This window comes from Microbacterium dauci, assembly GCF_030065535.1.
In the GTDB taxonomy this organism is placed as follows: Bacteria; Actinomycetota; Actinomycetes; order Actinomycetales; family Microbacteriaceae; genus Microbacterium; species Microbacterium dauci.
The window spans coordinates 54383-66193 of the sequence record NZ_JASJND010000007.1; the positions used below are offsets into that span (position 1 = coordinate 54383).

Annotated in this window: 13 protein-coding genes; 10 read left to right on the top strand and 3 right to left on the bottom strand. The window is 68.7% G+C overall.

Annotated elements, in window-relative coordinates:
- Nucleotides 1-90: 90 nt before the first annotated feature.
- From QNI14_RS11695 to QNI14_RS11715, 5 genes are all read left to right on the top strand, one after another.
- Nucleotides 91-1080: an aldo/keto reductase gene (locus QNI14_RS11695; RefSeq protein ID WP_283716801.1), complete on the top strand. Its 990-nt coding sequence runs from the start codon at nucleotides 91-93 to the stop codon at nucleotides 1078-1080.
- Between the two features lie 80 nt (nucleotides 1081-1160).
- Complete coding sequence (locus QNI14_RS11700) at nucleotides 1161-1457, top strand: DUF1905 domain-containing protein (RefSeq protein WP_283716802.1); 297 nt, start codon at nucleotides 1161-1163, stop codon at nucleotides 1455-1457.
- Nucleotides 1458-1463: 6 nt separating this feature from the next.
- Nucleotides 1464-1994, top strand: a complete 531-nt coding sequence (locus QNI14_RS11705) for a prepilin peptidase (RefSeq protein ID WP_283716803.1) — start codon at nucleotides 1464-1466, stop codon at nucleotides 1992-1994.
- Between the two features lie 107 nt (nucleotides 1995-2101).
- The gene (locus QNI14_RS11710; RefSeq protein WP_283716804.1) at nucleotides 2102-3133 is read left to right on the top strand and encodes a YihY/virulence factor BrkB family protein; all 1032 of its coding nucleotides are present in this window, start codon (nucleotides 2102-2104) and stop codon (nucleotides 3131-3133) included.
- 80 nt (nucleotides 3134-3213) lie between these two features.
- On the top strand, nucleotides 3214-5709 hold the full coding sequence (locus tag QNI14_RS11715; RefSeq protein WP_283716805.1) for a glycogen/starch/alpha-glucan phosphorylase: 2496 nt from the start codon (nucleotides 3214-3216) through the stop codon (nucleotides 5707-5709).
- A 1-nt stretch (nucleotide 5710) separates the two neighbouring features.
- Here the strand turns inward: QNI14_RS11715 and QNI14_RS11720 are convergent, their stop codons facing one another.
- The gene (locus QNI14_RS11720) at nucleotides 5711-6442 is read right to left on the bottom strand and encodes a glutamine amidotransferase (RefSeq protein ID WP_283716806.1); all 732 of its coding nucleotides are present in this window, start codon (nucleotides 6440-6442) and stop codon (nucleotides 5711-5713) included.
- A gap of 100 nt (nucleotides 6443-6542) precedes the next feature.
- On the opposite strand from QNI14_RS11720, the gene QNI14_RS11725 reads away from it, so the two are divergent.
- Both QNI14_RS11725 and QNI14_RS11730 read left to right on the top strand, forming a co-directional pair.
- The gene (locus QNI14_RS11725; protein ID WP_283716807.1) at nucleotides 6543-6788 is read left to right on the top strand and encodes a response regulator; all 246 of its coding nucleotides are present in this window, start codon (nucleotides 6543-6545) and stop codon (nucleotides 6786-6788) included.
- Nucleotides 6778-7410 carry a CYTH domain-containing protein gene (locus QNI14_RS11730; RefSeq protein WP_283716808.1) on the top strand — a complete coding sequence of 211 codons (633 nt, stop codon included), beginning with the start codon at nucleotides 6778-6780 and terminating at the stop codon, nucleotides 7408-7410. Before QNI14_RS11725 ends, QNI14_RS11730 begins: the two co-directional genes overlap by 11 nt.
- Before the next feature lie 107 nt (nucleotides 7411-7517).
- On the opposite strand, the gene lpdA is transcribed toward QNI14_RS11730, so the two are convergent.
- Nucleotides 7518-8918, bottom strand: coding sequence for a dihydrolipoyl dehydrogenase (gene lpdA, locus QNI14_RS11735; RefSeq protein ID WP_283716809.1), 1401 nt, complete (start codon nucleotides 8916-8918; stop codon nucleotides 7518-7520).
- Between the two features lie 106 nt (nucleotides 8919-9024).
- On the opposite strand from lpdA, the gene QNI14_RS11740 reads away from it, so the two are divergent.
- The 3 genes from QNI14_RS11740 to QNI14_RS11750 all read left to right on the top strand — a co-directional run bounded on the left by QNI14_RS11740 (nucleotide 9025) and on the right by QNI14_RS11750 (nucleotide 10838).
- Nucleotides 9025-9513, top strand: coding sequence for an FHA domain-containing protein (locus tag QNI14_RS11740; RefSeq protein ID WP_283716810.1), 489 nt, complete (start codon nucleotides 9025-9027; stop codon nucleotides 9511-9513).
- 44 nt (nucleotides 9514-9557) lie between these two features.
- Entirely contained in the window at nucleotides 9558-10190 is a 633-nt protein-coding gene (gene ftsR, locus QNI14_RS11745) for a transcriptional regulator FtsR (RefSeq protein ID WP_283717123.1), read from the top strand.
- A 99-nt stretch (nucleotides 10191-10289) separates the two neighbouring features.
- The gene (locus tag QNI14_RS11750) at nucleotides 10290-10838 is read left to right on the top strand and encodes a MerR family transcriptional regulator (protein ID WP_283716811.1); all 549 of its coding nucleotides are present in this window, start codon (nucleotides 10290-10292) and stop codon (nucleotides 10836-10838) included.
- A 66-nt stretch (nucleotides 10839-10904) separates the two neighbouring features.
- On the opposite strand, the gene QNI14_RS11755 is transcribed toward QNI14_RS11750, so the two are convergent.
- Entirely contained in the window at nucleotides 10905-11717 is an 813-nt protein-coding gene (locus QNI14_RS11755) for a ParA family protein (RefSeq protein WP_283716812.1), read from the bottom strand.
- Nucleotides 11718-11811: the final 94 nt, after the last annotated feature.

The window sequence follows — 11811 nt, forward strand, 5'->3', positions numbered from 1 at the left end:
GATCGCGCCGTGGCAGTCTGTCCCCGTGATCGAAACGCTCGTCGTCCTGGTCCTGTAACAGGTCCTCGCGGGCGTCGCTAGCCTGGACGGATGCAGCAGCGCACCCTCGGCCGTACCGGCCGCACCGTGTCCGTCGTCGGGCTCGGCACCTGGCAGCTCGGGGCGGACTGGGGAGACGTGTCCGAAGACGATGCGCTCGCTGTGCTCGAGGCGTCGGCGGAAGCGGGCGTCACCCTCTTCGACACCGCCGACGTCTACGGCGACGGCCGCAGCGAGTCGATCATCGGACGCTTCCTCGCCGCCCGGCCCGGCCACGGCATCACCGTCGCCACCAAGATGGGGCGCCGCGTTCCCCAGGAGCCCGAGAACTACACCGCGGGCGACTTCCGCGCTTGGACCGATCGGTCCAGGCGCAACCTCGGGGTCGACACGCTCGACCTCGTGCAGCTGCACTGTCCGCCGTCGGAGGTCATCGAATCGGATGCCACCTACGACGCGCTCGACGACCTGGTCGCGACCGGCGCGATCGCCGCCTACGGGGTCTCGGTGGAGACCACCGCGCAGGCGCTCGCCGCCATCGCGCGCCCGAACGTGACGAACGTCCAGATCATCGTGAACCCGTTCCGGCTCAAGCCGCTCGACGAGGTGCTTCCGGCGGCCGCCGCGGCGGAAGTCGCGGTGTTCGCGCGCGTCCCGCTCGCCTCGGGGCTGTTGAGCGGTCACTACAGCCGCGACACGGAGTTCGCCGCGGACGACCACCGCAGCTACAACCGCAACGGCGAGGCGTTCGATCGTGGTGAGACCTTCTCGGGCGTCGATTTCGAGACGGGGCTCGCGGCGGCATCCGAACTGACGAACGCCGTGCCCGCCGGGGCGACGCTCCCGGCCGCCTCACTCGCCTGGATCGCCTCGCTGCCCGGCGTCACCTCCGTGATCCCCGGAGCGCGCAACGTGCGCCAGGCGGTCGCGAACGCCGCGGCGGGCGATCTCGTGGGCACCCCCGGCCTCTCGGACTTCGACGCGGCGGTGCGCGATGTCTACGACCGACGGCTTCGCGCGGACATCCACCCCCAGTGGTGACACGAGTCCGCTGAGGGTGGGGAGACGCCGCGCCGACGTCGACCGCCCTCGCTACGGTGGAGGCCGGGAGAGGAGCAGGCGTGATCGTCGAGTTCGAGGGTGAGCTGTTCCGCTGGCAGTCACGGGCGGACGACTGGTACTTCGCGCCCCTGCCGCCAGAGGTCAGCGCCGACATCCGAGAAGTGTCCCGACCCGGTCGCGGCTTCGGGTCGGTGCCCGTCCAGGTCACCGTGGGTGACTCGACGTGGCGGACCTCGATCTTCCCCGATGCTCAGCGCGGGGTGTACGTCCTCCCGATGAAGAAGGCGGTCCGCGAGGCGGAGGGCATCTCCGAGGGAGACCTCGTCCGCGGCCGTCTCGACGTCTTCGACGGGTAGTAGGCGGTGGGGCCTTTCCGAACGGATCTACCGATCGCCGCCCTCGTGGTGATCGGCCTGGCATACGCGATTCTCGCCGCTGGCTCGGTGGCGCTCGCGGTGATCGACGCGCGGACGCACCGGCTGCCGAATCGGTGGGTGCTGCCGGGGTACCTCGTCCTGATCGTGCTCCTGACGGTCGCCTGCCTGTGCGGTGCACCATGGTCGTCTCTGCTCCGCTCCGTTGTCGCCGGCGCCGTCCTGTTCGCGTTCTATCTGCTGCTGCGGATGCTCGGCCCCGGCGGAATGGGCGGCGGCGACGTGAAGCTCGCCGGCGTTCTCGGTATCGCGCTGGGGTGGGTCGGCTGGGGAGCGCTCGCCGTGGGCGCGGTCGCGGGCTTCGTCCTCGGCGGCGTCTACGGGGTGATGCTGATCGCGCTGCGCCGGGCCTCGGCGAAGACCGCCGTCCCGTTCGGTCCCTGGATGCTCGCAGGGGCGTGGATCGGCATCCTGTTCGGCGAGGACCTCGGGCATCGCCTCCTCACACTGCCCGTCTGACACGAACGGCGCCGGCCCGCAAGGGGCCCGAGCGCTGACGGCCGCCTCGGTAGCGTGGTCGATCGTGGATGCCGCGGCATCCTCACCGGGATGCGAGGAGGACGACGATGACGCAGGACAAAGCGAAGAAGCCGCTGCTGGCGCGGGTCGTGGCGTGGGCGCTCTCCTTGCGCCTGGTGCGGGCGTACCTCAGGTACAGCGAGCGGCGCGGGGCGATGCTCGCCGACAGTGTGACGTACCGCACCCTCTTCAGCGTGTTCGCGGGTGTGCTGCTCGGCTTCTCGGTGGCGGCGCTCTGGCTGGCGGGCAATCCGCAAGCCTGGAACGCCCTGATCGACGCGGTCGACAACGTCATCCCCGGTCTGATCGGTGAGGGGAACCTCATCGACCCCGATGATCTGACCGAGCCGATCGCCCTGTCCTTCGCCGGCGCCCTGTCCCTCGTCGGCCTCATCGGAGCCGCCATCGGCGCGATCGGGTCGCTCCGCACCGCGATCCGGACGATCGCCGACAAGGTGCACGACGACGTCTTCTTCCTGCTCGTCATGCTCCGCAACCTCCTGCTGGCGATCGCCATCGGCGCGGGCCTCGCCGCGGCGGCCGCCGCGACCATCATCGGCACCGCGGGTGTCGGTCTCGTCGCCGACATCGCAGGAGTCCCCGCCGATCACCCGCTGACCCGAGTGGTCAGCACGTCGGTCGCCGTCGTCGTGACCTTCCTCCTCGACACCGCGGCGGTCGCCCTGATGTTCGTGGCGCTCTCCGGCGTGAAGCCGCCCGCCCGCGTGCTGTGGACCGGGGCGCTGCTCGGCGGCGTGGGCCTCACCGTCCTGCAGCAGCTGTCGAGCCTGTTCGTCGGGGGAGCGTCGTCGAACCCCCTCCTCGCCTCCTTCGCCTCGCTCATCGCGCTCCTTCTGTGGATCAACCTCTCCGCGCAGGTCATCCTGATCGCCTCGTCCTACATCGTGACCGGCACGCTCGAGTCCGCCGACCGGGTGCGAGCAGTCCACGGCGCGCAGACCATGGTCGAGCGACGCGTCCAGACCGCCGAAGATCAGGTCCAGGCGGCGACCGACGAACTGCACGCCGCGCGCGAGGCGCTCGCCGAAGAACGCAAGGAGGCAGCCGAGCGCGCCTGACGCGTCACGACCGTGTGAACTCTTCCTGTGGACGAGGCCCGGCGGCGTCGCCCGCGGCGATCGGTGTGTACGGTCGAACCGTGAAGAACCTCAGCACTCCTTCGCGTCCGCAGCCCACCCACCCGCTCGCGGTTGCACCGGTCACCGCACCGGAGGCCACCGTGGACGGCTTCGTCGAGCAGTTCCTCCGGAACCTCAACAACGGCCGAGGCGTGGCCCTGTCGGCATCCACCCCGAACGACCGCTACTTCGCCCTGGCAGCCACCGTCCGCGATTACCTGATGGCCCGGTGGCTCGAAGACGTCCGTCGACAGCGGACGGCGCAGTCCAAGGGCGTGGCGTACCTTTCGGCGGAATACCTGCTCGGCCGTCAGCTCGACAACAACCTCCTCGCCACCGGTCTGACGGAGATCGCGGGGGAGGCACTGGCCGCCTGCGGGCTGGACATCGACGAGGTCCGCGCCCTCGAGATCGAACCGGGCCTCGGCAACGGGGGTCTCGGCCGGCTGGCGGCCTGCTTCATCGACTCGCTCGCGACGATGGGTGTCCCCAACATCGGCTACGGCATTCGGTACGAGTACGGCATCTTCCGCCAGACCTTCGTCGACGGTCAGCAGGTCGAGCAGGCGGACTCGTGGCTCTCCCTCGGCTCGCCGTGGGAGTTCCCGCACCCGGAGGCGGCCCAGACCATCTCCTTCGGAGGGCACACCGAAACCTACGACGACGACGGCGTCGTGCGGTCGCGCTGGATCCCGGCGTGGAACGTCCAGGCGGTGCCCCACAACTACATGGTCCCCGGCTACCACAACGGGCGCGTCAACACGCTGCGGCTGTGGAGCGCGCAGGCGACGCAGGGCTTCGATCTGCGTACCTTCAACTCCGGTGATTACCAGGAGGCGGTTCGCGCGCAGACCTACGCCGAGAACATCTCCAAGGTGCTCTACCCCGAGGACTCGACTCCGCAGGGCAAGGAGCTGCGTCTCCAGCAGCAGTACTTCTTCGTGGCGGCATCCATCAGCGACTTCGTGAACCTCATCCTGCCTCGCGATTTCGACCTGACCCGCCTCCCGGAGCGCGTGATCTTCCAGCTCAACGACACGCACCCCGTGATCGGCGTGCCCGAACTCATGCGGGTCCTCGTCGACGAGAAGGGCCTCGAGTGGGATGCCGCCTGGGCGATCACCCGCGAGTGCTTCGCCTACACCTGCCACACCCTCCTGCCCGAGGCGCTGGAGGTGTGGCCCTCAGACCTGCTCGGCCGGCTGCTGCCGCGGCACCTCGAGATCATCTACCGCATCAACGACGAGTTCCTCGATGAGGTGCGGGAGCGCTACGGCGACGACGAGGACCGGATCCGGCGGATGTCGATCATCGCGCCGGACGGTGCGGTGCGCATGGCGTTCCTCGCGACGGTCGCCGGTTCGAAGGTCAACGGCGTCGCGGAGCTGCATTCGCAGCTGCTCCGCGAGAAGGTGCTGCCCGACTTCGACGAGTTCTTCCCGGGCAAGTTCACCAATGTCACGAACGGTGTCACCCCGCGGCGCTTCGTGAAGCTCGCCAACCCCGGACTGTCCAGGCTCATCACCGACACGATCGGGCCCGGATGGCTCACCGACCTGGACCGGCTGCGTGAGCTCGAGCCGTTCGCGGACGACGCGTCGTTCCGACAGGCGTTCGCGTCCGTCAAGGCCGCGAACAAGCGCGCGCTCGCGAAGACACTCCACGCTCGCGATGGATTCACCGTCGATGACGGCCACATGCTCGACGTGATGGTCAAGCGCCTGCACGAGTACAAGCGTCAGACGCTGAAGCTGCTCCACATCGTCAGCCAATACGACGCGATCGTCTCGGGACGCGTCTCGCCGGCCGAGGTCACGCCGCGCACGTTCGTCTTCGGCGCGAAGGCCGCGCCGGGGTACGCGATGGCGAAGCGGATCATCCACCTGATCAACGCGGTCGGCGAGGTCGTGAACTCCGATCCGCGCGTCGAGGGCCGCCTCGCGGTGCTCTTCCCACCGAATTACAACGTAACCCTCGCCGAGCGGGTCGTGCCGGCAGCGGACCTCTCCGAGCAGATCTCCCTGGCGGGGAAGGAAGCCTCCGGCACCGGGAACATGAAGTTCGCCCTCAACGGCGCGCTCACCATCGGTACCGACGACGGCGCCAACGTCGAGATCCGTCAGCTCGTAGGCGACGAGAACTTCTTCCTGTTCGGTATGACGGAGCCCGAGGTGGCGACGCTGGCCGAGACCGGATATCACCCGATCGACTTCGTCCGCGCCGACGAGAACCTGCAGAGCGCGCTCGACCTGATCTCCTCCGGCGCGTTTTCCTGCGGCGACGGCTCCGTGTTCGAGCCCGTGGTGTCGAACCTGGTGCACCACGACCCGTTCATGGCGTTGGCGGACTTCACGTCGTATGCGGCGGCACAGCAGAAGGTCGACGCGCTCTACGCCGACACCGAGGCGTGGACTCGCTCCGCGATCCTCAACGTGGCCCGGAGCGGATTCTTCTCGTCGGACCGGTCGATGCGCGACTACATCGACCGCATCTGGCACACGCCTCCGGTGCGGTGACTCAGCGCGCGTAACGGGCGACGAAGTTGCGCAGCACCGCACCCGCCTCGGTCACCGGTGCGCGGTGTACGGCGTCGATCGTCGCCTGGAACTCGTGCGGCTCGAAGTAGCCGTGGTGCCGGTAGGCATCGATGCGGGTCAGGATGCCGGCGAGGTCGAGCTCGGGGTGGAACTGGGTGGCGTAGACGTTCCTGCCGACGCGGAACATCTGCACCGGGCATCGCTCGGACGACGCCAGCAGGGTGGCGTTCGCAGGGAGAGCGGAGATCGCCTCCTTGTGCCCGACGAACGCCGAGAAGGCGTTCGGGACTCCGGCCAGCAGCGGATCCACGCGCCCGGCCTCCGTCAGGCTCACCTCGGTGACGCTGATCGGCTCGCCGTACCGGCGGTCGATCGTCGCTCCGATGTGCGCGCCGAGCGTCCCGATCCCGTAGCAGGCGCCCAGGAACGGTGTGTCGCGAGCGGTCACCTCGGTCAGCAGCGCCGCGAACTCCGCCTCGACCCGGCGTTGCACCGACGACTTCAGCGCCGGCTCGTCGGACGCGTTGTACGGCCCGCCGCCGACGAAGATCCCCGAGATCCCGTCGAGGTCGAGCGCCGGCATCCGATCCCGCTCCAACCGCAGGCGTAGGAGGTCTCTCTCCGCGAGGCCGGCGTGGCGGAGGAAAAGCTCGTACTCCTCTTCGGCCGGTCCGTCCTCGGCGCGCGTCGCGAGCAGGACGAAGGGCTTCATGCCTCACACGTTACGCGCGATTAGCACCGCATCCGGCGGCCGTGCAACCGGGTCAGGCCGTCCTGCGGCCCGGATTAGAGTCGGAGAAGGAGGTACGAACATGGCCATTGCACGACTTCACGGCGGTCCGCTCGACGGACAGGTGATCCCTGTCGAGGGCGAGCTCACCGACCGCCTCATCCTGCCCTACAGCGAGACCCAGGTGGTCTACGAGCGCGCGGGAGCCGACGAGAACACCGGCGAGGGGGACGGGCCCACCTCGGCGCAGTTCCAGTTCGTCGAGGCGGAGGGCGACATCGACCCGTCCGCCGACGAGCGCGACGATCGCAACACCGGTGACATCTGACGCCGAGCACTCCCTCGAGATCGAGCGGAAGTACGACGTCGACGCCGAAACGCCCCTGCCGGACTGGACGGAGCTTCCCGGCGTCGACGCCGTGGGGGCGCCGGAGCCACGCCAACTCGACGCGCGATACCTCGACAGTGCAGACGGCGCGCTCGGTCGCGCTCGCATCGCGCTCCGGCGCCGGACCGGCGGCCCCGATGAGGGATGGCACGTCAAGCGCGTGACGCCGGACGGCAAAGCCGAGACGCGCTGGCCGCTGGACGGCGACGGCTCCAGCGACACGATCGTGGTGCCGGATGCCGTGGCCGCGGCGGTCGCGGAGATCGCGGCACCCCCCTTCACGGTGCTCGCTCGCATCCGAAACAACCGCACCGCCTACGCGCTGAGGTCTGCCGCCGGCGCGGTGGTCGCCGAGTTCGTCGACGATCGCGTCGACGCGACGGACGAACGCACCGGCCGCAGCACGACGTGGCGGGAGTGGGAGCTCGAGCTCGGCCCCGCGGCGCCCCCCGATGAGAGCGCTCGTGAGGAGCTGTTCGCCCGCGCCGAAGACCTGGTGCGCCGTGCCGGGGGAGTCCCCGCGGCATCCGAATCGAAACTGGGGCGCGCGCTCGGAGCCTGAACCCCGTAACGCACTGACGCCGCCCCCGGCTTCGGTGGGGCGGCGTCAGTCGTGTCAGTCAGGGTAGCCGAAGCGTATGCGCCTCGATAGGTCCCGGCTGCCTGCGATCAGAGGTTGATCATGTGGCCGGCGAGGCCGTGGAACGCCTCCTGCAGACCCTCCGACAGCGTCGGGTGGGTGTGGACGTTCCGCGCTGCCTCGAGCGCGGTGAGGTCCCACTTCTGCGCGAGCGTGAGCTCGGGGAGCAGCTCGGACACGTCGGGGCCGATGAGGTGGCCGCCGAGGAGCTCGAGGTGCTCCGCGTCCGCGATCAGCTTGACGAAGCCGACCGGCTCGCCGAGACCGTTCGCCTTGCCGTTGGCCGAGAAGGGGAACTTCGCGACCTTGACGTCGTAGCCGGCGTCGCGGGCCTGCTGCTCCGTGAGACCGAACGACGCGACCTGCGGCGAGCAGAACGTCGCACGGGGCATGTTGCGGTAGTCGCCGAGCGTCTGCGTCTCGGCCTTGCCGATGGTCTCGGCGGCGACGACGGCCTGCGCCTCGGCCACGTGGGCGAGCTGCAGCTTCGCGGTGACATCGCCGATGGCGTACACGCCCTCGACGTTCGTCCGCATGTAGTCGTCGATGTCGATCGCACCGCGCTCGGTGAGCTTCACGCCGGTGTTCTCGAGACCGAAGCCCTCCACGCGCGGGGCAAAGCCGATCGACATGAGGACCTTGTCGGCCTCGATCTGGCCCTTGGCGCCGTCGGCGTTCGCGGAGTAGTCGACGGTGACCTTGTCGCCCGAGTCGACGACCGACTCGACCTTGGTCGAGGTGAGGATGTCGATGCCGTACTTCTTGTACTGGCGCTGGATCTCCTTCGAGACCTCGACGTCTTCGTTCGGGAGGGCACGGTCGAGGAACTCGATGATCGTGACCTTGACGCCGTAGTTGGAGAGCACGAACGCGAACTCCATGCCGATGGCGCCGGCTCCGACGATGACGATCGAGCTCGGCAGGTCCCGCGTGAGGATCTGCTCCTCGTAGGTCACGACGTTCTCGCTGAGGGTGACGCCGGGCAGGAGTCGCACGGTCGATCCGGTGGAGATGATGACGTTGTCGGCGGTGACGGTCTCCTTGGAGCCGTCGGCCTTGGTCACCTCGATGGTCTTCGCGTCGACGAACGACCCGCGACCTTCGTACTCGGTGACCTTGTTCTTCTTCATCAGGAAGTGGATGCCCTTGACGTGGGTCTCCGCGACCTTGCGGCTGCGGTCGAAGGCGGTGCCGAAGTCGAAGCTCACGTCGCCGCTGATGCCGAAGAGCTCGGCCTTGTGGTTGAACGTGTGTGCGAGGTCCGCGTTCTTCAGGAGGGCCTTGGAGGGGATGCAACCCACGTTGAGGCAGACACCGCCCCAGTACTTCTCTTCGATGATGGCGGTGGACAGTCCGAGCTGCGCCGAACGGACGGCTGCGACATAACCGCCGGGGCCGGCACCGAGGATGACGACGTCGTAATGAGGCATGCTTCCAGCCTAGTCCGCACGAGGGAGCGCGCGCCCAGACTCGGATGGTGAGGGCGGGCTCACAGATCGGACAGGCGATCGGTTAGTGTGGATGAAGGAGGACAACGTGGACGACACCCATCGACCCGGCGGCGACATCCATCGCGGCGCTGAGACGTCGGCGCACCCGCGACTCGTCGATGCGACGCAGACGTTCGGCCACGACTCGGACCTTTCCTTCGTCCCGTTCGGGAGCGAGCTCACGGCCGCGGAGGTCGACGCGATCAACGCGCTCCCGGCACGCTCGGCGCTGCTGATCGTCCGGTCCGGCCCCACCGCGGGGGCGCGATACCTGCTCGACACCGATGTCACGACCGTCGGGCGTCACCCCGAGGCCGACATCTTCTTCGACGATGTGACGGTATCGCGTCGTCATGCGGAGATCACCCGCACCGGCTCGGTCTTCGAGCTCATCGACCAGCGCTCGCTGAACGGTACCTATGTCAACGGGGAGCGCGTCGATCGCGCCGTCCTGGTCGACGGGGCCGAAGTTCGCGTCGGCAAGTTCCGGTTGAACTTCTTCGTCGCACCGGCCGAACGGGCGATCGGCGCGTGAGCCCGGCCACCGCGCCCCGAGGACGATCGTCGTCCGCGGGGCCACTGAGTATCGGTCAGGTCTTGGCTCGGCTGAGTCCCGAGTTCCCCGCACTCACCGCGAGCAAGCTGCGCTTCCTCGAAGTGCAGGGCATCGTCACACCGGTGCGCACCGAGTCCGGGTATCGCAAGTTCTCGCAGGGAGATGTCGAGCGACTCCGCACCGCACTCACCATGCAGCGCGACTTCGGCATCCCACTCGCCCGGATCCGTGAGTACCTGGAGGAGCACGTCGACGCGGATGCGCCGGCAGCGCCCCCGTCGATCGTCCAGACTTCGCGTCGATATCGGAGAGACGAGCTCATTGCGAGAGCAGGTGCGAGCACGGGCTTGCTCAATGATGCGGTGAGCGCGGGACTGATCACGGCGGCGGAGACATACGACGAGCGCGCACTGGCGTTGCTCCGCTCCCTTGTGACGCTTGAGGCGCACGGCATCCAGCCCCGCCACATCCGAGGTGTCCGCCAGACCGCCGAGCGGGAGGTCGCCCTCATCGAGAGCGCGATCGCACCGCTGCTCCGTCGCTCGGATGCCGCGTCGCGAGCGCGCGCGAACGAGCTCGCCCCGGAGTTGGCGAAGCGGATCGACGAGATCCGTGACACGTTCGTGCGCGCTGCGCTCGAACGGCTGACGCCGTGAGCGTGCAGCGCGACACGCCGACGCCCCCGAGCCGGATGTCGTTGCCGCTGCCCACTCCCTCATCTAGCGTGGAAGCACCGACACCCGCAGGAGGTCCCGATGACCGCGCATGATGCGCTGGGCGAGCAGAAGTTCTCCACCGAACTGCTGTTCACCGATGGCCTCCCCGCGATGGACGACGAGGTCGGCTACCGCGGCGCGCAGGCAGCGCGTGCGGCCGGCATCACGTACCGCCAGCTCGATTACTGGGCACGCACTGAGCTCGTGGAGCCCACCGTGCGCGGTGCCAGCGGGTCGGGATCGCAGCGTCTCTACGGCTTCCGCGACATTCTGGTCCTCAAGCTCGTCAAGCGACTGCTCGATACCGGCATCTCGCTGCAGCAGATTCGCGTCGCGGTCGACCAGCTCCGCGCGTCGGGCATCCGGGATCTGGCCGGCACCACGCTCATGAGCGATGGCGCATCGGTCTACCTCTGCACGTCGAACGACGAGGTCATCGACCTCGTCAGCCGCGGACAGGGCGTCTTCGGCATTGCCGTCGGCAAGGTGCTGCGCGAAGTCGAGACGACCCTCGTCGAATTCGAGGACCCGCAGGCACTGGACCCTGTCGACGAGCTCGCAGCGCGTCGCGCGGCTCGTACGGCCTGACCCGCTGCGACACGCCTCGGACGCGTGAGCGTCTGACGCTCCGTGGTTGCGGAGCGCGTCGCTCGATCAGGCGCCTGTCGATGCACCCGCGACGGGGATGCGACCCGTGCGGACGATGCGGTCGAGCAGCGCGTCGAAATCAGCGGCGAGCTCCTGCGCCGAGTCTCCCGGCCAGATGTGCAGCGGCTTCGCGGCACCCTGCGCCTGCTGCAGCGACGTCCGCTCGGGGAGCTGCGGTGTGAGGACGAGCGGACCGAACATGTCGCGCAGTTCCTTGATGCGGAACTGGTGCTCGATCGACTGCGGGCGCACGCGGTTCACGACGATGCCGAGGGGCTGCAGGCGAGGGGAGAGGCCGCGGCGGATCTCCTCGATCGCGCGCAATGCGCGGTCGGCTGCGGCGACCGAGAACAGACCGGGCTCGGTGATCACGATGACCCGATCGGATGCCGCCCATGCGGTGCGCGTCAGCGCGTTGAGCGAGGGGGCACAGTCGATGAGGACGAGGTCGTAGTCCGCCTCGATCGTCGCGAGTGCTTCCTCGAGCTTCCAGACGTCGCGGACGCTCGGGTGAGGACCGTCGAAGTTGATGGCCGACGGGCTGCCGATCATGACGTCGATCGTGCCCGGGTGCACCTTCGCCCAGCCGCTCGAGGTGATCGCCTGACGGACGACCTTCTCCTTCGGGTTGGCGAGTACGTCAGCGACGTTCAGGCGTCCCGCGACCTGGATGTCCATGCCGGTGGAGACGTCTGACTGCGGGTCGAGGTCGACGACGAGGGTCCGCACCCCACGTGCGAACGCCGCCGAGGCGAGGCCGAGGGTCACGGTCGTCTTGCCGACGCCACCCTTGAGGGAGCTGACGGAGAGTACGTGCACGAGGCACTACGTTACCGTCCCCTAGGCTGTGAGGGTACTCAGCACGAACGACGGCGGCCCCGGTGTCGTGGCGCCCCTGCACCCTGTCGAGGTG